Genomic DNA, 23,534 nt, shown 5'->3' on the forward strand with positions numbered 1-23,534 from the left:
GGAGTTAGAAGTTAAGAAAAAACTCCTAACTTTTAATTCCTCATTCCTCACTTTAAATAACTCCTACCTTTTGCCAAGCATTTCGCACAGCTTTTTGCTCATTACTGTCATTACCGTAGAGTTCGCCAGCAACTTGAATGGTGACGTTGGCAGCTTTTTTAAAATCTGCATTAGGACGTAGGCGATCGCGTAAAGCTATATACCATATTTTGCCAGCTTTTTCCCAGGCATAGCCACCAATCTCAACAGCCGCTAGATAAAAGGCATAGTTAGGGATTCCTGAGTTGATATGTACTCCAGCATTATCTTCAGTACCAGTATATTTATCTTTTACATGGGCAGGTTGCGGATCTTTACCCATTACAGAGTCATCGTATGCTGTTCCAGGTGTTTTCATGGAGCGGAGGGCAACACCTTTGACAGTCGGTACTAAAAGACCTTCACCAATCAGCCAATCTGCTTCTTGTGCAGTCTGATTTTTAGTCTTTTGTTTCACCAAAGAACCAAAGACATCAGAAAATGACTCATTCAGTGCCCCAGGTTCGCCATAATACTGTAAACCTGCTTCGTACTGGGTTATACCGTGAGTTAACTCATGTCCAATCACATCAATTGATTTCGTAAAGCGTTGAAATAGTTCTCCGTCGCCATCACCATAAACCATTTGGTCGCCGTTCCAAAAGGCATTGTCATATTTGACACCATAATGCACGGTGGAGTCTAAACGTAGTCCTTTATCATCAATGGAATTGCGATCGAACATCTCATGAAACAAGTCATAAGTCGCACCAGCAGCATCATAGGCTTCATTCACTGTTGGATCGCTGCTAGGAGGATCGCCCTCAGCACGCACCAGCGTACCAGGAAGTTGCTGCCCATTTTTGGCATCGTAGATGGTGCGGCGTTTCTCACCAGGAGAAGGCGCAAACGAGATATTACCTACAACATTTCTTCGTCCTAAAAATTGTGCCGAAATATTTAATGTATGAAATGCCCAAGTACGCTGCTGAGGATTGCCATTCACCACGACATTTTTTAGTATATGGGGTGGGATAATACAACAAATAGGGCATCTAGAGTATGGTGATTGCTCATGCTTGAAACTGACTGATTTCTTTTTATTTCGAGCCATCCAAGATATTCTCCTTTTGAAACTAAGTGATGGCAAACAGTGGCTTGAACTCCACTGGAGAAAGGAGCAGAAAAACGAGTCCAAATCGCGTGTTCCTGGTTTCTTTTCTGAAGAAAATTTTCTACTCTGTATTTTTGAATAGGTCTGTAGAGGATTGATAGTATGCTTGCTGGTACTTATGATGTGGAAATATTGTATAAAAACACCAAGCCAGCTTAATTAACGCAAGTTTCAGTCAAGATCCTTGTGTGAGTTAGCAAGACTTCCTCTACAGGCCTATTGAGTTTATATATTAGTTCTTATCAACAGAAATAATATTATTTATTGCTGTTTTGTTACTATCAAGCTGTTAATTTTATAAATGCCTATTGGAGACAGGGAAATCTCAAATCTAGGCATCCAAAACCGATAATTTTCACAAACAGCCACCAAATACCGCTAGACCATAATATTTCCAAGGTACTGCAACTGTCTTAAATCCAGCTTTGCTCAACATTTGGAAATGAGTCTCTAAGCTAGCTAGCTGGTCTTGACTAGAGTAACCTTGAGTAGTGCTAGTGGCACGTTTAGCGCGAATCTCTGTCAAATTGATTCCCTGTTCAACTGCCCATTCCTCTCGTGCTGCTTTGTAAACTTCTGCTAAGGCTGGTGATTCTGGTAAGGTAGGATCTGCATTCCAAAAACAGCCGTCTTGAGTGAGGCTAGCAGCAATTCGCTCAAATAATTTCAACTTCATCTCATCTTGGAGATGGTGAATTGCCAAAGATGAGACACAAGCATCAAATTCGCTACCAATATCCAAGTTCTCTGGATTATCTGCCCAATCGCCAAAATCTGCTTGTATACCAGTCCAGCGTTGTTGATATCCAGCTGCTGTGATTTTATCTTGAGCAAATTGCAACATTCTAGGTGAGTAATCTAGAGCAATTACTTGAGAATCTGGAAAGCGGTGGAGTATATTAAGACTAAGTTCCCCTGTACCACAACCTAATTCTAAAATACGCCGACTTGTGGAAGGTAAACAACGGGTAATTACCTCCAACATCTCATCGTATCGCGGTAACAGTTGGCGAATACCAGTGTCAAAATCCGCAGTGTTGGCGAATACCTCTCCGGGAAATACCTGTTGCATAGGATTTGGAAAAAATAGACAAATTAATCAATATTAATCATCCATCATTACTGGGGTATATGCTACACCGATAAGAATAACTTTTAGTATTAAAATATATGCACTAAAATATATTTTTTTAAAAACAACGTACAATTTTGCTGAGAGATTGCTAAAGTCGTTCAGAGTGAGAATGAGCAAAGTTAATTCTGAGTAGCCTGATATAACAGATAACGATATGTTTCCAGATGAAACAAATCGTTAATTAGCATCGAAATTCTATGTAATCGCCGATTAAATCGTGATTTTTCTAACATATAGGATGAATTTTTGGTCTTTCATATAGCTACAAGCCTTACTATGATTGCCATCAAAAAACATCGCCGCGATTATTGCCGTTGTAATAATTTCCGCATCGCTCATTTCTCTGCGACAGTCTTCTTAGCGATCGCTCTTGCATTTATGATGAAATAAGCTGAGGGACTTCCAATAAATAAAATACCCCTGCTGCGCGTTTATGCGATCGCTCATCATGACGAAATTACCTGATTTTTGCGTAAGTTTCGATATAAATTAATTATAAATTACGAATTATTTTAATTGACTCTGCAAATCTTGCTGTCTTCATATTATATAAAGCCTGATTCAGACGAATTTTCCCATACAGTAATTGTCCTTCATGGGTTGTCAGAATCACTTTGTCAGTCCTTAATTGCTGCTGAAATTCTTTAAGACTAGGAACCACCATACTATATTCAATAGGTAAATTCTCAGGCCATGAGGCTGCTGCTAACTTCAGAAATACTATAGCGTAAAAAATCTGACAAACCTGCTGCATGAGGAAAAATCGAGCGCGTTTATAATTGTCAAGAAAGTCGCCAAAATATGACCTCAGGTAAATTTCTGCTTGCGCTGCATTGGTCATAAAGTAATTAGCAACGTTGGCTAAATCAACATAACGGTCATTTTGAAATGCTACCCCCCAATCAATAAGCCATATCTTTTTCCCATCAAAAAGAATGTTATTCGGATTGAGATCGTTATGACTCGCAACTACATCGGTATCGTAGCGCGGATAAAATTGTTGAATTTCTGAGTAATATCTGAAATGTTCTTCAGTTGCACTGGCTGGCAAAAATTCTAAAGCTTGAAACTGCTGAATAAATAAATCGATACCATCCAAAAAATTTACAAGTTTCGGAAAATTTGGTAAAGAATGAATCGACTTTACCACATTTGCCAATTTCGGTAAAAAATTATCTGGTGAACCAAAATGCTCAGATAAAGATATTGTTCTAATAAAATCCGTAATCGATACAGCGTCTACTGCATTAGTATAATAGACAATTGGCGCAATACCAGCTTCGGCGGCAATATTCATACAAATATATTGCCGCACTGGGTCACTAAGTTCATCAATTTGAATGACAATTCTTAATACATAAGCTTTGCCATTCACTATAATTTTGTAAACCAGCGCAGAACTAAGTCCGCCCGTCAGAAGTTCAATGCTTTCAACAGTTTTGGTATTGAAGGTTGTTTGCAGTGCTTTTTCGACAGCTTCTAGCTTTGCTTCTGGTATCAGTGATTGTAAGGTAATTTGTGTCATCAGCCTACGCCGTAAGAGATTATACAAAAGATTTGGTTTTAGCACTCATTACTTGTTTTGCGATCGCACTTACCGTTTCTGTCCATAGATGATTGGGATACTGTAAACTAAAAATGCCACTACTTCCCAAATTAAACTTGCTGCGCCAGATCGAAACCTACAATCAAGCGATCGCAGTTGATTGTACTACTTGAATTACGCGGCTCTCACCAAACACATCGCCACAACGCCTTCTAAAGACCAACGTACTACAAACGCTGCTTTACAGAGTCTTGAGGCTAGGCACAAACCTGAAATAAATCCCCAGCCTTCGCGGGTAGATCGTGGGCGTAGTCGGTTATTCGTTTTAATAAGTTAATAAGGCTGGGGATTTAGTTTTATGGATCTCTCTGAAGTCATTAGTTCAGTAAGAACCTGTCTTTTCACTAACCTCTATCTTCTGTCAGGTGCGAACTGACATCAAACGTACTAATCTACCTCTAGTGGAACAGGCTTCGCTGTGTTTGGTTGAGCAAAAGATGGATTTTAGTCAGACTCTAATTGCAAAAAGTGATGCCATTCTCGATCAATGGGTAGAAGCAGTTTACCAGGATCAACAAATTGAAGCTACTAATGAACTTACTTTCAACGCTGTACGGGATAGCTTACCCCGCATCTTGAAAGCATTAGCAACAGTACTTTCTGAATCTGCAACCAGCGATTTACAGACAGTAGTAGATGCAAGTTTGGAACACGGTACACTTCGTGCCCAACAGGGATTTGAACCAGAGGAAATTGCGCGAGAGTATCGTTTACTTCGGTTTGTAATTTTTTCGTTTTTAGAAGAAGATTTATTACAAGGATCTGCACAAGAAGTGCTAAGGGCTGTTCGCTTGATTGATACAGTAATTGATGAAGCGATCGCGCGATGCTTTAATAGTTATACTCAAGGACGATTACAAGAGCTTAAACAACTCCAAAGTCAGTTGCGGTTGACTAACCAAGAGCTAACTCGTTTGGTTCGTGCTAGTAAAGAAAGTCTCTCTCATTTGGCTCATGAGCTGAAGACGCCTCTTACTTCAATCATCGGTTATGCAGACTTATTTCTGCGCCAGCAGCGTCAACAATCAGAACTCAAAGACACCTATACAAATCTTGAAAGTATCGAGCGAGTTCTTAAGAGTGGTAGACTTATTGTCCGGTTAATTAACGATACTCTGGAAATTTCGCGTTACGATGCCGGACAGATGAAATTGCAGCCGACTTTAACCGATGTCCGTAGTTTAATCAACTCTATTTTAGAGATGATTGAGCCATTAGCGCGTGTGAAAGAATTATCCTTGGTTGTTGAATGCGAACGCGCCCCCAGTCAAGTTAACACAGATCCGCTTCGGCTTCAGCAAATTCTGACAAATCTGCTGAGTAACGCAATTCGCTACACAGAATCTGGTTCAATTCATTTGGAGTGCTGGACGATATCTCAACAGCACTGGGCTATCTCTGTTACTGATAGTGGTATTGGTATTTCTTTGGATGCTCAAGCACAAATCTTCAATCCTTATTTTCGGGAAGTAACTGCTCCCCAAGTGCAAAGTTCTGATGGTACAGGATTAGGTTTAGCAATAGTCTCTCGATTGGTTCAGTTAATGGATGGTGAAATTAAAGTAGATTCACAGCTAGGAAAAGGATCTACATTTACTGTCATTTTGCCATTAGAAGCAATCGTTCAGGTATGACTGTTGCTATTCCTAAAATTCAAAACTTGAGACTAAAATTGCATAAACTGGTGCATTACACTGCGTTAACGCACCTAAAATTGGCACATCTACCCGTCAATTTGACCAACGCGGCGGATATTCAAAATGTCGCTCATTTTCTTAATTTGGACGAATACTAGCAATTACTTGGGCATCTGGAAAACGGTTGAGTATCTTGAGACTAAGTTCGCCTGTACCACAGCCCAATTCTAAAATACGCCGACTTGTGGAAGGTAGACAACGGGTAATTACCTCCAACATCTCATCGTATCGCGGTAACAGTTGGCGAATACCTCTCCGGGAAATAATTGTTGCATAGGGATTGGAACTAATATATACACTAATCAATATTCCCAAGCAATTTTGGGGACACCTTCTAAAGATGTGACATCATCAAAAATTAAGAATCTATTACATCTCAATTGAAAACTACTATAGTCAAGTCGCTTCGCTCCAATTAAAAATTAAAAATTATTAATTAAAAATTCTATCATTGGGAAATTGTACCCAAAATTAATTACAAATTATTATTATTCTTAATTTTTAACTTTTAATTGAAAAAAGGTCACGAAAGAACTGTTTTTTCTCTGACCCAAGCAATTAAGTTTTTAACTTTTCCTTTTAAGCTATATTGAGAAGTATCAATTGTATTAGCTTCTAGGATATCAGAAATCAACTTTGCAACTACACCAAAAGTAGAAGTTTTATTGTATATTAGATAATTACATTTGCTTAATAAATAGATATCTATTAAAGCTTGAACACCATTTTCAAATCTATCTGGACATTCAGGATTCTGATGTAAAGAAGATCCTGAGGCAGGGTACCACTTATCTGTCACTAAAATATTAGTATATTTATCTCTAAACAAATCTTCTACTGCTGGATTATCAGTAGCTAAAAATATCAAACTTTTAGGATGTTTTTCAAGAATCTTATCAACAAATTTTAAATAGAGGTTTTTGGAAGTTTTTCTGTCAGTATATCTAACATGAACGCCGATTACTATATCTTCAAAAGAACTATCTACAGTTTTTTTAACAATTGCTTCAATATTAGGGTGTAAACTCAGATTTTCTCTAATTATCTTTTTTAAAATAGTTTCATTACTCAGACTTTGTAGATAAGCGAAATCACCTAAAAAATGTCGTCTTAGCTTATAAGTCTCTGTTACATACGACCATCTAATCAAAATATCTTCACTATAATCTATGCGGGACATATTAGTAGTATATTTTGACCAGATTTTCGGGTTGTTATATCGCAAATCATCTGGAGATTCGTATGAGAGCAATACTTCATTCACAGATTTATCTAAGCTATTCTTCCAGATACTTGGATAGACAGATTGAGTAGAAGGTATTTCTGAAGCTTGAGTAACATTATGAAGATTAAAAAAGTCAGGAAAAACATTGTTGCGATTATTTGAGTAAACCTCATCGCTCCAATCAACAACTATCTTTCTATTAGTAAGTTGAGCATATAAAATACTGTCCAAGAGAGCGAGAAAACGGTTTCCCATACCTGCTTTGCCTTTTACTACTAAAAACTTCTCTGAAACCATTTTTGATTGCTCCTAACAATTTTAAACTCAAAAAATCGTTGACGAACCTGCCAGGGAAGGTTTTATTCATATTTTCTAGCTCGCCAAAATAATATCACTCATGATAGGTCAAATCAATAGTTGACGAACCTGCCAGGGAAGGTTTTATCTCTTTAGAGGCAGTTTATAGCCGTCATATTGAGTTCCCAGACAGGCTGCTAGGTAAGCAAGAGAAGGTTTTTTGTGATGGGGATATTGATACCCCGATTACTCATCAATTTGACCGACGCGGCGAATATTCAAAATGTCGCTCATTTTCTTAATTTGGACGAACACTTGCTCTAGTTGAGAGCGATCGCGTATATCTATTCCTAAATCGATCAATGCAGGTTGGCCAGCAGAGGTTTTCACCTGAGCATGACGGACATTAATTCCTTGGTCACTCAACCGTGACAAAATATCCTTTAGTACCCCTACACGGTCAAGAGCTTCAATTTGAACATCCACTGGGTAAGTATGCGGACGACCACTATTTTCGGCGGCTGGATTCCACCTAACTGGTACTAAGCGTTCATACTCCACAGTCTCCAGATTATGGCAGCCTTGGCGATGAATTGAAATCCCCCTACCTCGCGTTACCACACCAATAATTGGTTCGCCAGGAATCGGGGTACAACACCCAGCTAAATAATATACCAACCCCTCTACCCCAATAATTGGCGAATCACTGGAGCGTGAAGTAGTTGGAGATGCATCTCGCAAAGCTTTTGAACTTGGTTCTTTAGGGATAAATGGTGACACAGTGGCAACTGGTTGTTGTCCCTTCGCTACTTCTCGCCAACGATTTAGCACTAGGTTTAACGTAATTTCTCCGTAACCTAACCCAGCAAGTAAATCTTCCACGCTATGGTAGTTACACTTTTCCGCGACAATCTGCATCGCCTCTGACTTCAGCAGACTATCAAAACCAGTTTTGCCAAGTTCCTTTTCTAACAACTCTCGTCCACGTGCGACATTTTCTTCCCGGCGCGATCGCTTGTACCATTGTTTTATCCGATATTTCGCTGCCGAAGTTCTGACAAAGTTCAACCAATCTAAACTCGGATGGCAGTTCTTTTGGGTGAGAACTTCTACAATATCGCCATTGGAAAGCCGCGTTGACAGTGGCACCATTCGCCCATTCACCCGCGCCCCTGAACAGTGGTTTCCGACTTCTGTATGAATGCGATAAGCAAAATCTACAGTGGTAGCACCAGGGCTTAAAGGCACAACATCCCCCTTAGGGGTGAAGACATAGACATCATCTTCAAATAGATTATCTTTGACGCTATCAAGATATTCTTGGGCATCCTTGAGATCGGTTTGCCATTCCAGCAGTTGCCGCAGCCATGTAAACTTGTCATCTGTCGCTGTCGAATGGCTAATGCTAGAACCACCTGTTTCTTTGTACTTCCAGTGGGCGGCAATCCCATACTCGGCGATATGATGCATTTCGATTGTGCGAATTTGCACTTCTAAAGGACGGCCAGTTAATCCAATCACCCCAGTATGCAATGACTGGTAACGGTTAGGTTTTGGCAGTCCAATGTAGTCTTTAAATCTCCCAGGAATTGGGCGAAAAGCATCATGAACCACTGCCAACGCCCGATAGCATTCTTCATTGGTTTGAACAATTATTCGCAGCGCTGCCAAATCGTAAATTTCATGAAATTCCTTTTGCTGGCGGTGCATTTTTTGATAAATGCTGTAAAGGTGCTTGGGACGACCGCTAATCTCCTGAAAGTGGATTCCGGCTTGCTGCAAACGTTCTCGCAAAATATCTGTAGCTTTGGCCAATTTCTCTTCTCGCGCCGTCCGTTTTTCAGAAACATGCTCTTGCATTTGGCGGTAAGCTTCCGGTTCCAAATACTTGAAAGCCAAATCTTCCAGTTCCCATTTAATTCGCCAAATCCCCAAGCGATTGGCTAAGGGTGCGAATATATCTCGCGTTTCCTGGGCACTGCGGCGGCGGCTGGCCTCTGACATATATTGTAAAGTTCGCATATTATGCAAACGATCTGCCAATTTCACGACAATTACCCGAATATCTTGCGCCATTGCCAAAAACATCCGCCGGAAGTTTTCGGCTTGGCTTTCGGTTTTGCTGGTGAAATTGATTTTAGAAAGCTTGGTGACACCTTCGACCAATTGTCGCACTTCTGGGCCAAAGCGTTCTTCTATTTCTTGACTTGTAACTTCTGTATCTTCAACGACATCATGGAGAAATCCAGCTGCTATCATAGCAGCACTGCCTCCCAAGTCACGCAACAATTCAGCCACAGCGATGGGATGAGCAATGTATGGTTCTCCCGATTTGCGATATTGACCTTCATGCAGTTGGTAAGCAAATTCAAATGCTCGACCAATTAAGACGGCATCATTATGTTTTCGGTCATCTTCTGCTGCGCCGCTAGTTGTCGATGACTCCTTCAAACATTTTTTTAACCATTCGGGAATGGCAAGGTCAACTGATGAATTTATCGCTATACTGCTCATACAATTTGGGTTTGAATGGATCGGTAGATAAGTGAATGATAAATAAAACTAGCAGCATCGCCCTGATAAAGATGCTGTTGCCCAAAGAAGGGTGGAAAAAGCAGTGTAAGGACGATTCTCCAATTGCCAGTGGTAGTCATCCAGTTTGAATTTCAAGGATCGTTAAAGAAAATCCATTGATGGCAAATAAAGCCCCAAATCACGATTTGAGGCTTTTAGTACTGATAAGTGTTTAAGAAAGTTTATTGTAGAAGAAAAATTACTTGACATTAATACTATCTTAATTAGCACTGGATGTCTTTAAACCCTGAGAAATATCTGGCATTCGTAACTTTATTAGAGCAATTACGCTCCGATGCCACAACTACCCAAATCGCTGCGCCCGAACTGCGGCAGCGTGTAGCCACGTTGCAGCAATTTTTTGGGCAACAGATTGTGCCTTTGGCTGATGAAAACTGGCGAGTGCAGTCTTATCAAACGGAGATGAGCAAGCAATTGCGCCTGTTGGAAATAGATGTGATGTTTTTCCAAGGAGCGCGGCAAGCATCTACTGTACAAACGAGACTTCAAACGATTAGCGATCGCTTGACAACCCTCATTCAATACTGTGATGCCATTCTGCAACCAGAAGCGGAAGGAGAAAAATAACAATTGTTCACCTTTTTCTCTAATTTCTCCATCATCTCATTTATGACCTATGATGGAAAGTTATTTTGCTAACAAGTTGAATTGGGGACTGGGGACTGGGGACTGGGGACTGGGGACTGGGGACTGGGGACTGGGGACTAGGGACTGGGGACTAGGGACTGGGGATTTGGGATTGGTTATTCCCCTTGTCTCCCTTGTCTCCCTTGTCCCCCTTGTCCCCCTTGTCTCTCTATTCCCCATTCCCTATACCTTTGAGGAGAAGATTCATGGTGCGGCGCATGTATGCTTCTACTGGCTCGGTTGTGGGTTTGAAGATCAGTGCATAATATAGTGAACCGCTTACAAGGTCGATAATTAAGTCTACGTCTGCGTCCTTGTGAATTTCGCCTCTGGACTTGGCACGCTCAAGTATTTTAGAAAAGGCTTCACGTCTGAGTTTTGTATATTTTGTCCAATAGACCTCGGCAAACTGAGGATTGCTAGACGCTGTACTAATAATCAGCGCAAGTGTCTGACGACCAAGGGGACTATCTATTTTTTTGGCGGCATTCTTAATCAGGATATCCATGTCTCCCCAAAAGCTACCGGTATCGGGGATCGCTAAATCATCTCTAAGACTTTCGATCGCGTCTGCAACTAGTTCTTCTTTGGAAGTATAACGCCGATAGATGGTTGTTTTACCAACTCCAGCACGAGAAGCGATCGCTTCTATACTCATGCTTTCATATCCTACCTCTGCAAGCAGATCCAAAGTTGCTTGCAGAATCGCTTGGTCGGCGTGGATGCTGCGTGGGCGTCCAGAGGTGCTGTTAATTTGCTTACTCATAAAAATATCATCCCCAAGCAATATCTTTTTGGTCGTTTACTCCACTGTTGGGCATAGAACATAGCCTCTGGGAAACAAATAAGCTTTATACCCAATACCCTTGATTTAAGGGCTACTGGCAACAATTTTGGGGTTTCAAGACGCGATAAATCGCCGTCTCTACAAGTGTTTTTTTTGTTGCTCGTTCTAAACTGTATTGCCTGATAACCCAATTCTCATGCACTAAAACAGCAGCAATGACCATCCATCTTTAGCATAAGTATTTCTGCCATTTTTCAGAAAAAACTCTCTTGACCGTTTTTATATGATACGCTACCGTAGCGTATATATACAATACTTAATTTTAGCTAAGGCATTGCTTGACATCTCCCAAATATTATTTGTGCTAAAGAATGGCTACCAACATTAAAGGTTCTAGTATTGACCAATTTGGTTATGTTCACGGCCCCTTGAAATGGGCGATCGCATTTACGGCTTCTCTGGGTGCGATATTAGAAGTAATTGATACTAGTATTGTTAACGTTGCTCTTACTGATATCCAAGCTACCTTGGGTGCAACTGTCAGTGAGGTGGGTTGGGTAGTTAGCGGATATGCGATCGCTAACGTCGTCTTAATTCCTTTATCTGCATGGTTGGGAGATTACTTTGGGCGTAAAACCTACTTTATCTTCTCGCTAGTTGGTTTTACGATTTCCTCTGTTTTATGTGGGCTGTCCTTCAATCTACCGATGTTGATTGCGGCTCGAATTCTCCAAGGTTTATGCGGTGGCGGATTGCTAGCAAAAGCCCAAGCGATTTTGTTCGAGACTTTTCCCCCAGCCGAACAAGGTTTGGCTCAAGCAGTTTTTGGCGTGGGTGTAATTGCTGGGCCAGCAATTGGCCCAACATTAGGAGGATTCTTAGTAGATGGTTTAGGCTGGCGCTGGATTTTCTTTGTCAACATTCCCTTTGGGATCGTCGCAGTCGCCATGTCTTTGGCGTTTTTGCCAAAAAATAAGGATAAGAGCGATACAAAGAACCAAGCTGTTGATTGGTGGGGAATTGGCTTTTTAATCGTGGCTGTGGGTAGCATACAAACTGTATTAGAAGAAGGGGAAACAGACGACTGGTTTTCCTCTAGTTTCATCGTCTCTCTGACTATCCTCGGTATCATCGGCTTGGGGTTGTTTATTTGGCGAGAACTGAAAACAGATCACCCGGCTGTGGATTTGAGAGTTTTGCGTCACCGTTCTTTAGCTGCGGGAAGCGTTCTTTCAGCAGTGGTGGGTATGGGGCTTTATGGCGCACTGTTTGCTGTGCCGATATTTGCTCAGAGCGTGCTGCAATTTACGGCAACACAAACAGGACTATTATTAGCACCTGGGGCTTTAGCGTCTGCGATCGGGATGATTTTATTAGGCAAACTGACTAGTATAGTTGATGCCCGATTTTTAATTGCGATCGGCGCTGTCGGCTCATCTGGAGTCATGTTTCAATTAGCAGCAATTACCCCACAAAGCGGCACAGACGATTTATTTTGGCCATTGGTATGGCGCGGAGCTTTTACTGTATTTATGTTTCTCCCTTTGAGTTTGGCAGTTTTAGGCCCGCTACCCAAAAAAGATATTTCTGCTGGTTCTGGTTTCTATAACCTGACTCGACAACTAGGTGGTAGTATCGGCATTGCCCTACTTACTACTCTGCTTGACCAAAGACAGACTTTTCATCGAGCTATTCTGTTAGCAAAACTTAGCCCTTATGACCCAGAAACCAATCAACGTCTCGACTTGCTTAATGGGGCACTTCAAAGCCAAGGCATGGATGCGGCAACAGCGCAACAACAAGCACTAGCTTTATTAAGTCAAACAGTAGATATTCAAGCTGCTGTTTTGTCTTACGCAGATTGCTTTCGAGTCGTAGGCATAGGATTTCTTTGCTCATTACCCTTATTATTATTCTTGGGTAAAGGCGGTGCAGGAGTGAAAGCGCCAGTCGGGCACTAGGCTAAAGAAAATAAGGAAATAGCGATCGCATCCCTATTCTAAATTTTTTGATTGCAAAACTACGTAATAACACGGCTTCTAGATTATTCTCTGCCGAAAGTGATAGCAGAAAATTAATACACACGGATTGTTCGGGATGAAAAAAGCAAAAGTCCCACTCAGTTTTGAGCGGGACTATGTAAAGTCTTATTGCTAAAATGAGAAATTTTAATCTTAGAAAAAGTTCATTATTGTAATGATCCCAACGCTGGTTAACATCATTAAAGCACCCATAATTATAGATTGGCCTAATGGGTTGCTAAATTTTGCATTGTTCATTTAAGTAAAATCCCTTTTATTAATAGTTCCTTAACCATATCAAAATCAGTATAAATATCTATAAAATTATTGTAAAACTTAAATTACTGTAAAGTTTCTTAATAAAAACTATCACAAACACTTTTGTATAATTTATAGCAAGTATATAGCGTAATTATTTTCTTCTCCCATTCCCCATTTTCAAAATGTAGTAATTTCCACCCAAAATAATTACCTTATCTCCGAGCGGAATAGGCGTCTTCATGGAGTAAGATCGATATTAATCAAGGTAGAAATATTTGAATAGAAGATTATCATGACAGTCTCCACGGCATCTAGAAACCAAGCGATCGCTTTTGACTTAGAAAAATTAAATGAGCAATTTGAAACTGCCAGTCCCAAAGAAATACTGGCATGGTCTATAGAGAATATCCCAACGGGACTGGTGCAAACAAGTGCCTTTAACGTGGATGACATGATAATTACCCATATTCTTTACAGCGAACTGAAGCATCCCGTTCCTGTAATCTTTCTCGACACCTTGCACCATTTCCCTGAAAGCTTAGAATTAGTTGCCAAAGCCAAACAAATCTACAACCTGGATTTGCAAACTTTCAAAACTCCAGACCTAGACACCCGCGAAGCCTTTGAAGCCAAATACGGCGACAAACTCTGGGATACGGATATTGCTAAATTCCACCAGATTACAAAAATTGAACCACTGCTACGGGGTTTAGACGAACTCAACAGCGTTGCTTGGATTACCGGGCGCCGCCGCGACCAAGCAGTAACCCGTGCAAATATGCCCATATTTGAATTAGACGGTAAAGGTCGGCTGAAAGTAAATCCCATCGCTACTTGGACTCGTCAAGATAGTTGGGTTTATGTGGCTGAACATGGAGTCATCTACAACCCCCTCCACGATAAAGGTTATCCCAGCATCGGCGACCAACCCATCACCACCAAAGTAGCTGAAGGCGAAGACGAACGCGCCGGACGTTGGCGGGGAAGTGATAAAACAGAATGTGGAATTCATATTTAGTCATTGGTCATTGGTCATTTGTCATTTGTTATTTGTCACTTGTACTGAGTTTCGACTGCGCGGTAATCGAGCGACTTGTACTGAGCGTAGTCGAAGTAAGTCGAGATTCAACTACCGCGAACGCGAACAGCGTCTCGTAGAGAAGCCGTTGGCGTGGTAACAGAGGGTAGTCGTACCCCTGCGGGGAAGCAAGCTATGCAAAGCGTCTCCAAGAGTTGTGCAGCCTCTCCAAGAGTTGTATTTGTAATTAGTATTAGACAAAGGACAAATGACTAAGAACAAAGGACAAATATGATAAAAATCCTCCATCTCTCCGATATCCACATGGGAAGCGGCTTCTCCCACGGACGAATTAATCCTGAGACTGGATTAAATACACGGTTGGAGGATTTTGTCAATACATTGTCTGTATGTATTGACCGAGCGCTAACAGATGCCGTTGATATGGTGATATTTGGTGGCGATGCTTTCCCGGATGCGACACCACCGCCTTATGTACAACAAGCGTTTGCTAGCCAATTTCGCCGTCTGATGGATGCCAATATTCCGACAGTGCTATTGGTAGGCAACCACGACCAACATTCCCAAGGACAGGGAGGGGCAAGTTTAAATATTTACCGCACTTTGGGAGTGCCAGGGTTTGTTGTTGGTGATACATTAACTACGCACTGTATCGAAACCCGTAATGGCAAAGTGCAGATAATTACCCTGCCTTGGCTGACTCGTTCCACCCTGATGACTCGCCAAGAGACTGAAGGTTTATCTTTGGCGGAAGTCAACCAACTATTAACGGAACGTCTGCGAGTTGTTTTAGAAGGGGAAGTTCGCCGTCTTGACCCAGATGTACCTACTATCCTTTTGGCTCACTTGATGGCTGACAATGCTAGCTTGGGCGCAGAAAGATTTTTGGCGGTGGGTAAAGGTTTTACTCTGCCCTTATCTTTGCTGACGCGACCTTGTTTTGATTATGTAGCGTTGGGACACGTCCACCGCCACCAAAATCTGAATAAATCTAACAACCCGCCGGTGATTTATCCAGGGAGTATTGAGCGGGTAGATTTTAGTGAAGAAAAAGAAGACAAAGGCTATGTGATGATAGAACTGGAGCGGGGAAGCGCTGAGTGGGAATTTTGCCCTTTAACAGTTCGGACTTTCCGCACCATTGAAGTGGATGTCTCAAAAGCAGACGATCCGCAAGCGGTGTTAATGAAAGCGATCGCCAAGTATGATATTCAAGATGCTGTAGTGCGGCTAATTTACAAACTCCGCTCTGAACAGATGGATTTAATTGACAGTTCCTCTCTACATACTGCTTTAAGTCCCGCTCACACCTACACCATGCAAGCAGAATTAGTGAGTCAATTAGCCAGGCCCCGCATTCCTGAATTGAGTGCAAGTAGCAGCATCGACCCAATGGAAGCGTTGAAAACTTACTTGAACAATCGCGAAGACCTCAAAGATATTGCAACATCAATGATGGATGCAGCACAGAAGTTGCTAGCAGATGATGTGGAAGTTTGGCTGGAAGCAGCAACTAATGAGTAGGTTAAAATAACTACAATGAGAAAATATCTAAGATTTGAGTAGTAGGGATTACAGGAGTAATCATACAATGAAGATTAGAGGAATTAAACGCGGTCAAACTATTGAATTATTAGAGCAAATTCACAGTATTCCCGATGGAGCAGAAATAATCGTTAATTTAGAACTTCCTGATACTGAATCTGTAGTAGCAAAACTAAACTTAACAGATGAAGAGAGATTAGCAAAATTGAATCAATTATTTGGAGTTTGGCAAGACCAAACAGAGTTGATAGATGTCTTTGCTGAAATTAACCAGCAGCGTCATACTTACCAAGGAAGGGTAATAAACTCAATAGATAAATAGAATAAAGACTAATGTATCTCTTAGATACTAACATTTGTATTGCATTGCTTAACGGTAATTCCAAAGTAGTACCTGTATTTAATCGCTATTTCAGCCAATGCTATCTATCTACAATAGTAGTTTCAGAACTTTACAAAGGTGTTTACTGTTCTAAACAAGTTGAAAAAAATTTAGAAACACTAGCACAACTAACTGAACTATTACCTATTGAGCCATTTGATATAGATGCTGCCAGACAATTTGGTAAAATCCAAAGTGAATTGAGGCAAATTGGTAGACCAACAGGAGAAGTAGATGTACTAATTGCTGCTGTTGTCCGTTCTCGTAATGATATTTTGGTTACAAACAATATTAAAGATTTTGAAAATATACCTAATTTGCAATTAGAGAACTGGTTAGAATAGCAAAAAAGCTATATATAAGTATTTCTACAAGTGAGCGATCGCCCGCTCGTATATTCTCACAACAGGGGCGATCGCTCTTTCAATAATGAGAGAATAATTAATATGTCCACACGATTAAACCGATTCGTAAATAGTCGGTTGATTGGCGATCGCTCTTTCAATAATGAGAGAATAATTAATATAGTATAAATTCAGATAATTGATAGTCTTAATGAGGGCGATCGCTCAATATGATACTCAAGATGCTATAGTGCGGCTACTTTATTTTAAAAACAGCTTTACTGGCTAAAAAAAGTCGAATTTACACTACTGTTTTGTATTAAAAATCACATCTTTTTAGCAAATATTATGTATGCAATCAGATTGTTTTTCTATCCAGCAAAAAAACTGTCTTCTGAAATGCCTTGGTAAATCAGATTTATTTGCTACTTTCGATCGTTAATTGCTCATTGAGTAAAAAAAAATTAATTCAGATGATAAATATTATTCTATATACCCTATAATTCTCCTAATCACGGTATGCGTGTAGAAATACCGTAGATTTAGGGGTGATTCTAATGAGCAAGTCGCAACAACCGACACAGTTAAGTAAATTTCTAAGTGAAGGAATACAGCCTTATGTCATGAAAGCTTTGCAGAGTATACAACTCCGGTATCAACACGCAATTAAAAATTGGTTGAATGGACGCAGTGTACAAAGCTTTGTGAGTCTATTTTTAACAAGTATTTTTTTGAGTATAGCAGTTGCCTCCTGTTCTGGAAGCAGTTCAGCTAGCAAAAATGATGTTAAGCTAAAACTTGTATCTTTCTCTGTCACCAAAGCCGCTCATGACCAGATAATTCCCAAATTTATCCAGAAGTGGAAGCAAGAACATAACCAAAACGTCACATTTGAGCAAAGTTATGGAGGTTCTGGCGCTCAAGCGGCTGCTGTCATTAACGGTTCGCAAGAAGCAGATATAGTACACTTGGCACTTCCCCTGGATGTCAGCAAAATTCAACAAGCAGGTTTGATTAAATCGGGTTGGGAAACCGAAGCTCCCAGAAATGGTATTGTTAGCAAATCGGTTGCTGCGATCGTTACTCGCGAAGGCAATCCTAAAGGTATCAATACTTGGGCAGACTTGGCAAAAGATGGCGTGAAAGTGATTGCAGCTAACCCAAAAACTTCTGGTATTGCTATTTGGGAATTCTTAGCTTTTTGGGGTTCGGTGAGTCTAACGGGAGGCGACGAAACCACAGCGTTAAATTATGTCACTAAAGTTTATAAAAACACCCCTGTTCTAACAAAAGATGCCCGTGAAGCAAGCGATTTATTTTTCCAAAAAGGTCAGGGAGATGTCTTAATTAACTACGAAAATGAGGTAATTTTGGCGGGTAAAAATGGGACTAAGTTGCCTTATATTGTACCCCAAGTCAATATTTCCATTGATAATCCTGTAGCGGTAGTTGATAAAAACGCCGAGAAACACGGTACAAGAGAAGTTGCACAAGCATTTGTTGATTTTCTTTACTCTACAGAAGCTCAACGGGAATTTGCAAAATTACAATATCGTCCTGTTAACCCCACCGTTAGCCAAGAAGTAGCATCACAACATCTGCCAATTAAAACTTTATTCACATCTCAAGATTTAGGTGGCTGGGATATTATCCAGAAAAAGTTTTTTGGAGATGGAGCAATTTTTGACAAAGTGCAAGCTGCAAACAAAGCATGATATGTATTTTTTTATGCAGCATTTTTTACTTGCAGATAGCCAAATATAAGCAATTCACAGTCATTTTACTGAAATTAATAATTTTATGAGCTTTCGTAGCCGATTTAAGGATAGCTTTTTCCTAACATCTTTAATGCTTATTGCCAGCAGTATCAGTGCTTGTAACGGCGGGCAATTGAAAAGTCAAGTGAGTATTGATGGTGCTGCTGTAGGCTTTCCGATTTCTTTAGCAGTTGCAGAAGAATACGGTAAAGTTAAGCCTGAGGCTCAAGTTAGCGTTGCCTCAAGTGGCACTGGTGGTGGTTTCAGTAAATTTTGTAATGGCGATATTGATATAGCTGGTGCTTCTCGCACCATTAGAGATGAAGAAATCAAAAAATGTCAAAGTAAGAATATTCAATTTGTCGAGTTGCCTGTAGCTTTAGATGGCATCGCCGTGATTGCCAACCGTAAAAATAACTTTGCCAAATGTCTAACTATTAAGGAACTGGGTAAGATTTGGGGCGGCAAATCAGACGGCAAAATATTGGCATGGAATCAAGTTAATCCTAAATTTCCTAACGAAAAGCTGAAGCTATATGCTCCATCTTCTGATACGGGAACATTCGATTATATGACTCAAGCTGTGACTGGTAAAGCCAAGAATGGCCGTACAGACTACACTGCCACTCAGAATCAAAACCTTCTCGTACAAGGAGTGTCAGGTGATGTAACAGCCTTGGGTTATGTTGGGATATCTTACTACATTCAAAATCAAGAAAAACTGAATCTAGTTGCTGTAGAAAGTCTTACTGGAAAGTGTGAAAAACCAGTTCCGGTGGATAATGTAATTAAAAATATTTATACACCTTTGTCTCGTCCTCTCTTCATCTATGTCAGCAAAAAGTCTTTAGATACTAAGCCAGCAGTCAAAGAATTTGTAGATTTTTATCTAGAAAATTCTTGGAAGTGGGTAGATAGTGTAGGTTATGTAGCATTACCTGATGAAGCTTACCTCAAAGTCAAACAAAAATTTGCTACTGGTGAAACTGGGACAAAGTTTAAAAAAGCAAAACCAGGTGAACCGATCACAAACTTTATTTAATTTAAGTCTCAGCCATAGTAGTTTAATTTTAGTGAGAAGTTAATTGTTTATGCAAAATACTAATTCTCAAGATGGTCTTTATCTACAATCTAGAGAATCACTGGATAAAAATCCATCTGAAGATATATCTGAAAAGATTGTGGCGGTAATTTTATTTGCTTGTGCTTTAGTTTCGGTTTTGACTACTTTTGGTATTGTCGTAATTATCTTTCAGGAGACATTCAGTTTTTTCCAAGAAGTTTCCTTTGCCAAATTCTTTCTTGATACTAAATGGACACCTCTATTTGCAGAGAAACATTTTGGCATTTGGCCCTTAATTAATGGCACTTTCTTGACTACAGCTATTGCAATGGCAGTTGCTATTCCTCTAGGTTTGTCTTCTGCGATTTATTTAAGTGAGTATGCTCAACCCAAAGTAGCAGCTATTTTACGTCCGGCAGTAGAACTTCTGGCGGGAGTGCCTACAGTAGTATATGGTTACTTTGCCTTGTTGTTCCTAACACCATTGCTGCGGAATGTTATCCCTCTGGAAATATTCAACGCTTTGAGTGCGGGATTAATGATGGGGGTAATGATTACTCCTACTGTTGGTTCTATCAGCTTAGATGCCATCCGAGCAGTTCCGCGTTCTTTGCGAGAAGGATCTTATGCTTTAGGTATCACTAAACTGGAAACCATTTTTAAAGTAGTTCTACCAGCCGCACTTTCTGGAATCATCGCCTCGATTATTTTGGGTATTTCTCGAGCTGTGGGTGAAACAATGACTGTTCTCATCGCCGCTGGACAGCAACCAAGACTAACTATCAACTTTGCGGAATCAGTAGAAACAATGACAGCCTACATGGCACAAATTTCTGGTGGAGATAGTCCGCGTGGTAGCCTGAATTTCAAAACATTATATGCTGTAGGTGCTGTTTTATTTCTACTTACCCTTGCTTTGAATATTGTTAGTTTCTGGATTGCTAATCGCTTTAAGGAAAAATACGACTAAATAAATATGGCTACAAGTTATCAACAAAATGATTCTCTAGATTCTGCGGCAGAATTTACCGATAATGTTGAAAGTAGAGAAACATTGGGTAAAGTATTTGAAGTACTTTTTTTGTTAGGATTGCTGATTGGTTTATTTATCCTAGCGTTGCTACTTTTTGATATTTTGAAAGACGGATTAGGCAGATTTTTATCACCCGGCTTTCTCACGGAAACTCCTTCTCGTTTTCCTGACCAAGGTGGTATCCGTCCTGCAATTGTCAGCAGCATTCTTTTAGGGTTGGTTGTGATTTTAGTTACTGTCCCCATTGGTGTCGGAGCAGCTTTATATCTAGAAGAGTATGCACCTAAAGCTTGGTGGACAGCGATTATTGAGATTAATATCAGTAATTTGGCAGGTGTACCTTCTATTGTCTATGGATTGCTGGGTTTAGGGGTTTTCAATTATTTGCTTGGGTTTGGCCCTGCTTTGATTTCCGGTGCATTGACTTTATCTTTGTTGTCTTTACCAGTAATTATTGTGACAGCTAGAGAAGCAATTCGCTCTGTCCCAGATTCCCTGAGAAATGCTTCTTACGGATTAGGTGTCACAAAATGGCGAACTATTAGCAATCATGTCATACCTTATGCTGTTCCCGGTATTCTGACGGGGGTAATTATCTCTGTATCCCGTGCTATAGGTGATGCAGCCTCTCTGATTGTTGTCGGTGCTGTGGGTTTTCTCACCTTTAACCCTGGTTTGTTTCAGAGGTTTATGGCATTACCCATTCAAATTTACAGTTATATAACTCGTCCCGAACCGGGTTTTGCTAGTGCAGCAGCAGCCACAATTATTGCGTTGTTAATCTTGATTTTAGCTTTAAATGGTGTTGCAATTTATATTCGACAACGCTTCTCAATAAATTAGGTAATTAAATATCTAATTTGGATAGATTCACAGATATTGGAGTTCAACAAATGACTTATAGCAATAGTAGAAGTAAATCAGATAGTGCCACAATCGACCAAGATAATGGTGTATTCAATGTTGAAGGTGTAAAGGTCTTTTATGGAGGATTTCTAGCACTTTTAGATGTCTACTTAAAGATTCCTGATAAACAAATTATTGCTTTTATTGGGCCTTCAGGGTGTGGTAAAAGTACCTTACTGCGTTGCTTCAATCGGATGAATGATTTAATCCCTGGAGCTAAAGTTGAGGGTAGACTGAATTATCGCGATCGCAACATTTACGATCCTAAGATCAATTCTGTAAAATTACGCCGCCAAGTCGGCATGGTTTTTCAAAGACCGAATCCTTTCCCCAAATCAATATACGAAAATATTTCCTTTGGGCCGCGGGCTAACGGTTATAAAGGTAACATTGATGAATTGGTGGAAGATTCTCTCAGACGCGCTGCTATCTGGGATGAAGTCAAGGACAAACTTAAAGAGAAAGGTACTGCATTATCTGGCGGACAACAGCAACGACTTTGCATTGCGCGTGCGATCGCCATGAAGCCAGATGTATTATTAATGGATGAACCCTGTTCTGCTCTCGACCCAATTTCTAGCCGCCAAGTAGAAGAACTCTGCTTAGAACTCAAGGAGCAATACACCATCATTATGGTGACTCACAACATGCAACAAGCTTCTAGAGTCGCAGATTACACGGCTTTCTTCAATACAGAAATTGACGAGCATGGCAAACGTCGCGGAAAATTAGTTGAGTTTAATCCGACAGCGCAAATGTTCAGTTCTCCTCAAACGAAAGAAGCTGAGGATTATATCAGTGGACGGTTTGGCTAAAGAGGCATCACAGTAGAAGGGGAAAGGTAAGAGTCAAGTTCAGTTGTGAACTACTATTATTCTTTTGCCCTTTAACCTTTCCCTCCCGTACAAGCTGAGACTAGATAATATATATACATCTAACTACGAATTAAAGGCATACAGTGGAAATTCAAGAATTAAAAGCATTGATTAAAGAAACTATGCGTGAAGTTCTGCAAGAAGAAAGACTTCGCCTTTGCCAAATTCTTATTCCTTACATAAATGATGATGAGCAACGCGAACTTGAAGCTGAGTTTGGTGTACCTTCAGATGATGCTGAGGATGAAGTAATTGATATGACCGATTGGGTAAGATATGGCAATAAAATTTCGCAAAAAAGCGATTAAATTTTTAGAAAAAGCAAATCCCGAAGATGTCGAAAATATTCGGGAGCAAATAAAGCAAATTTTTATTGCTGTCGAAGACTAAGGTATTATCCCGTTTACAGAACTAGATATCAAAAAGATGAAAGGTGATTGGGAGGGATTTTACAGACTACGTATAGGTAAAAACAGAATTATTTTTACAGTCGATATTGATTCCAAAGACATCGAAATTTACGCTATTGGTGCGAGAGGAGATGTTTATAAAAATAATTCGTAATTAGTAAGTTAATAACTGGGAATTACCAAAGTAATTCTGGAAAATATACTGAGGCTTGAAAGTACTAAACTGAAGTAACATTTTAGTCTAGCACTTATACTGTGTATTATGTTTAAGCCTCTGTCATTTGCTTTAGTTGCAGCTACCATTCTAGTTGCATCAATCAATAATCCCAGTGCCACTTTCGCTCGAACTTGTGCCTCTAAGTGTGGGTCGCACCAAATTCAATTTACACCTGGGCAACACATCAGAGTTGAAGTTATAAATAGCACACCTAACCTGATCAAAATCCAAAAACCTTCTGGGACTGATGCAATATCTTTGAGTCCAGGGCAGAAATTGAGTTTAGAAGAAATAGAGGGTACGGAGCCAAATACATCTTTGATATTTTGGAGCGAAAAGGGTTTGTCACTGCAAGCAATTGTCTCGAAACTTAATTTTGGCACATTGCGGCTGGAACTCCGTCCGACTTGGCGCTCTCCGGGCGATCGCTCGTTATATATTATGGATGATGGTAGGATAAACGTGTTTTAGATAGCAAATTAATGTTATTAGTTATGAGTTAAGAAATAACTTTCAATTC

Annotated in this window: 20 protein-coding genes and 2 pseudogenes; 14 read left to right on the forward strand and 8 right to left on the reverse strand. The window is 40.2% G+C overall.

What is annotated here, in order from left to right:
* Positions 1 to 52 precede the first annotated feature (52 nt).
* From NSTC731_RS15915 to NSTC731_RS15930, 4 genes and pseudogenes are all read right to left on the reverse strand, one after another.
* Positions 53 to 1,132, reverse strand: a complete 1,080-nt coding sequence (locus tag NSTC731_RS15915) for a M4 family metallopeptidase (RefSeq protein ID WP_445631630.1) — start codon at positions 1,130 to 1,132, stop codon at positions 53 to 55.
* Between the two features lie 415 nt (positions 1,133 to 1,547).
* Positions 1,548 to 2,264 (reverse strand): class I SAM-dependent methyltransferase, encoded by a 717-nt coding sequence (locus tag NSTC731_RS15920; protein WP_445631631.1) that lies wholly within the window; start codon positions 2,262 to 2,264, stop codon positions 1,548 to 1,550.
* A gap of 227 nt (positions 2,265 to 2,491) precedes the next feature.
* Positions 2,492 to 2,684, reverse strand: a pseudogene (locus tag NSTC731_RS15925) (IS982 family transposase); the annotation flags it as partial.
* Between the two features lie 136 nt (positions 2,685 to 2,820).
* Positions 2,821 to 3,852, reverse strand: a complete 1,032-nt coding sequence (locus tag NSTC731_RS15930; protein ID WP_445631632.1) for a phosphotransferase — start codon at positions 3,850 to 3,852, stop codon at positions 2,821 to 2,823.
* 518 nt (positions 3,853 to 4,370) lie between these two features.
* Here NSTC731_RS15930 and NSTC731_RS15935 point away from each other — a divergent pair.
* On the forward strand, positions 4,371 to 5,567 hold the full coding sequence (locus NSTC731_RS15935) for an ATP-binding protein (RefSeq protein ID WP_445631633.1): 1,197 nt from the start codon (positions 4,371 to 4,373) through the stop codon (positions 5,565 to 5,567).
* Between the two features lie 159 nt (positions 5,568 to 5,726).
* On the opposite strand, the pseudogene NSTC731_RS15940 reads toward NSTC731_RS15935, so the two are convergent.
* The 3 genes and pseudogenes from NSTC731_RS15940 to NSTC731_RS15950 all read right to left on the reverse strand — a co-directional run.
* Positions 5,727 to 5,936, reverse strand: a pseudogene (locus NSTC731_RS15940) (class I SAM-dependent methyltransferase); the annotation flags it as partial.
* 217 nt (positions 5,937 to 6,153) lie between these two features.
* Positions 6,154 to 7,152 (reverse strand): nodulation protein NodZ, encoded by a 999-nt coding sequence (locus NSTC731_RS15945; protein WP_445631634.1) that lies wholly within the window; start codon positions 7,150 to 7,152, stop codon positions 6,154 to 6,156.
* Positions 7,153 to 7,398: 246 nt separating this feature from the next.
* Positions 7,399 to 9,666 carry a RelA/SpoT family protein gene (locus tag NSTC731_RS15950; protein ID WP_445631635.1) on the reverse strand — a complete coding sequence of 756 codons (2,268 nt, stop codon included), beginning with the start codon at positions 9,664 to 9,666 and terminating at the stop codon, positions 7,399 to 7,401.
* Positions 9,667 to 9,960: 294 nt separating this feature from the next.
* On the opposite strand from NSTC731_RS15950, the gene patD reads away from it, so the two are divergent.
* On the forward strand, positions 9,961 to 10,314 hold the full coding sequence (gene patD, locus NSTC731_RS15955; RefSeq protein WP_445631636.1) for a heterocyst frequency control protein PatD: 354 nt from the start codon (positions 9,961 to 9,963) through the stop codon (positions 10,312 to 10,314).
* Positions 10,315 to 10,543: 229 nt separating this feature from the next.
* Here patD and NSTC731_RS15960 read toward each other — a convergent pair whose 3' ends face one another.
* Complete coding sequence (locus NSTC731_RS15960; RefSeq protein WP_445631637.1) at positions 10,544 to 11,140, reverse strand: TetR/AcrR family transcriptional regulator; 597 nt, start codon at positions 11,138 to 11,140, stop codon at positions 10,544 to 10,546.
* 392 nt (positions 11,141 to 11,532) lie between these two features.
* Here NSTC731_RS15960 and NSTC731_RS15965 point away from each other — a divergent pair, with 392 nt between their 5' ends.
* The 12 genes from NSTC731_RS15965 (at position 11,533) to NSTC731_RS16020 (ending at position 23,485) form a co-directional block, all read left to right on the forward strand.
* Positions 11,533 to 13,122 carry a DHA2 family efflux MFS transporter permease subunit gene (locus NSTC731_RS15965; RefSeq protein ID WP_445631638.1) on the forward strand — a complete coding sequence of 530 codons (1,590 nt, stop codon included), beginning with the start codon at positions 11,533 to 11,535 and terminating at the stop codon, positions 13,120 to 13,122.
* A gap of 613 nt (positions 13,123 to 13,735) precedes the next feature.
* Positions 13,736 to 14,461: a phosphoadenosine phosphosulfate reductase gene (gene cysH, locus NSTC731_RS15970; RefSeq protein WP_445631639.1), complete on the forward strand. Its 726-nt coding sequence runs from the start codon at positions 13,736 to 13,738 to the stop codon at positions 14,459 to 14,461.
* Positions 14,462 to 14,752: 291 nt separating this feature from the next.
* Positions 14,753 to 16,006, forward strand: coding sequence for an exonuclease subunit SbcD (gene sbcD, locus NSTC731_RS15975; protein ID WP_445631640.1), 1,254 nt, complete (start codon positions 14,753 to 14,755; stop codon positions 16,004 to 16,006).
* 67 nt (positions 16,007 to 16,073) lie between these two features.
* Entirely contained in the window at positions 16,074 to 16,349 is a 276-nt protein-coding gene (locus tag NSTC731_RS15980) for a hypothetical protein (RefSeq protein WP_445631641.1), read from the forward strand.
* A gap of 11 nt (positions 16,350 to 16,360) precedes the next feature.
* Positions 16,361 to 16,753, forward strand: a complete 393-nt coding sequence (locus tag NSTC731_RS15985; protein ID WP_445631642.1) for a type II toxin-antitoxin system VapC family toxin — start codon at positions 16,361 to 16,363, stop codon at positions 16,751 to 16,753.
* Between the two features lie 557 nt (positions 16,754 to 17,310).
* The gene (locus NSTC731_RS15990; protein ID WP_445631643.1) at positions 17,311 to 18,468 is read left to right on the forward strand and encodes a sulfate ABC transporter substrate-binding protein; all 1,158 of its coding nucleotides are present in this window, start codon (positions 17,311 to 17,313) and stop codon (positions 18,466 to 18,468) included.
* A gap of 85 nt (positions 18,469 to 18,553) precedes the next feature.
* On the forward strand, positions 18,554 to 19,552 hold the full coding sequence (locus NSTC731_RS15995; protein ID WP_445631644.1) for a PstS family phosphate ABC transporter substrate-binding protein: 999 nt from the start codon (positions 18,554 to 18,556) through the stop codon (positions 19,550 to 19,552).
* Positions 19,553 to 19,601: 49 nt separating this feature from the next.
* Positions 19,602 to 20,543, forward strand: a complete 942-nt coding sequence (gene pstC / locus NSTC731_RS16000; protein WP_445631645.1) for a phosphate ABC transporter permease subunit PstC — start codon at positions 19,602 to 19,604, stop codon at positions 20,541 to 20,543.
* Between the two features lie 6 nt (positions 20,544 to 20,549).
* Positions 20,550 to 21,449, forward strand: coding sequence for a phosphate ABC transporter permease PstA (gene pstA / locus NSTC731_RS16005; RefSeq protein ID WP_445631646.1), 900 nt, complete (start codon positions 20,550 to 20,552; stop codon positions 21,447 to 21,449).
* A 50-nt stretch (positions 21,450 to 21,499) separates the two neighbouring features.
* Positions 21,500 to 22,327, forward strand: coding sequence for a phosphate ABC transporter ATP-binding protein PstB (gene pstB / locus NSTC731_RS16010; RefSeq protein ID WP_445631647.1), 828 nt, complete (start codon positions 21,500 to 21,502; stop codon positions 22,325 to 22,327).
* Positions 22,328 to 22,470: 143 nt separating this feature from the next.
* Entirely contained in the window at positions 22,471 to 22,695 is a 225-nt protein-coding gene (locus tag NSTC731_RS16015) for a hypothetical protein (RefSeq protein WP_334817945.1), read from the forward strand.
* Between the two features lie 364 nt (positions 22,696 to 23,059).
* Positions 23,060 to 23,485, forward strand: coding sequence for a hypothetical protein (locus NSTC731_RS16020; protein WP_445631648.1), 426 nt, complete (start codon positions 23,060 to 23,062; stop codon positions 23,483 to 23,485).
* The last annotated feature ends 49 nt before the right edge of the window (positions 23,486 to 23,534 follow it).

This window comes from Nostoc sp. DSM 114167, from assembly GCF_052692655.1.

Bases quoted from the DNA above. Each gene is read 5' to 3' on its own strand.
- NSTC731_RS15985 (WP_445631642.1), top strand. From the start codon at position 16,361: ATGTATCTCTTAGATACTAACATTTGTATTGCATTGCTTAACGGTAAT.
- NSTC731_RS15965 (WP_445631638.1), top strand. From the start codon at position 11,533: ATGGCTACCAACATTAAAGGTTCTAGTATTGACCAATTTGGTTATGTT.
- pstC (WP_445631645.1), top strand. From the start codon at position 19,602: ATGCAAAATACTAATTCTCAAGATGGTCTTTATCTACAATCTAGAGAA.
- sbcD (WP_445631640.1), top strand. From the start codon at position 14,753: ATGATAAAAATCCTCCATCTCTCCGATATCCACATGGGAAGCGGCTTC.
- NSTC731_RS15995 (WP_445631644.1), top strand. From the start codon at position 18,554: ATGAGCTTTCGTAGCCGATTTAAGGATAGCTTTTTCCTAACATCTTTA.
- cysH (WP_445631639.1), top strand. From the start codon at position 13,736: ATGACAGTCTCCACGGCATCTAGAAACCAAGCGATCGCTTTTGACTTA.
- patD (WP_445631636.1), top strand. From the start codon at position 9,961: ATGTCTTTAAACCCTGAGAAATATCTGGCATTCGTAACTTTATTAGAG.
- NSTC731_RS15950 (WP_445631635.1), bottom strand. From the start codon at position 9,666: ATGAGCAGTATAGCGATAAATTCATCAGTTGACCTTGCCATTCCCGAA.
- NSTC731_RS15980 (WP_445631641.1), top strand. From the start codon at position 16,074: ATGAAGATTAGAGGAATTAAACGCGGTCAAACTATTGAATTATTAGAG.
- pstA (WP_445631646.1), top strand. From the start codon at position 20,550: ATGGCTACAAGTTATCAACAAAATGATTCTCTAGATTCTGCGGCAGAA.
- NSTC731_RS15915 (WP_445631630.1), bottom strand. From the start codon at position 1,132: ATGGCTCGAAATAAAAAGAAATCAGTCAGTTTCAAGCATGAGCAATCA.
- pstB (WP_445631647.1), top strand. From the start codon at position 21,500: ATGACTTATAGCAATAGTAGAAGTAAATCAGATAGTGCCACAATCGAC.
- NSTC731_RS15935 (WP_445631633.1), top strand. From the start codon at position 4,371: ATGGATTTTAGTCAGACTCTAATTGCAAAAAGTGATGCCATTCTCGAT.
- NSTC731_RS15960 (WP_445631637.1), bottom strand. From the start codon at position 11,140: ATGAGTAAGCAAATTAACAGCACCTCTGGACGCCCACGCAGCATCCAC.
- NSTC731_RS15930 (WP_445631632.1), bottom strand. From the start codon at position 3,852: ATGACACAAATTACCTTACAATCACTGATACCAGAAGCAAAGCTAGAA.
- NSTC731_RS15920 (WP_445631631.1), bottom strand. From the start codon at position 2,264: ATGCAACAGGTATTTCCCGGAGAGGTATTCGCCAACACTGCGGATTTT.
- NSTC731_RS15945 (WP_445631634.1), bottom strand. From the start codon at position 7,152: ATGGTTTCAGAGAAGTTTTTAGTAGTAAAAGGCAAAGCAGGTATGGGA.
- NSTC731_RS16020 (WP_445631648.1), top strand. From the start codon at position 23,060: ATGTTTAAGCCTCTGTCATTTGCTTTAGTTGCAGCTACCATTCTAGTT.
- NSTC731_RS15990 (WP_445631643.1), top strand. From the start codon at position 17,311: ATGAGCAAGTCGCAACAACCGACACAGTTAAGTAAATTTCTAAGTGAA.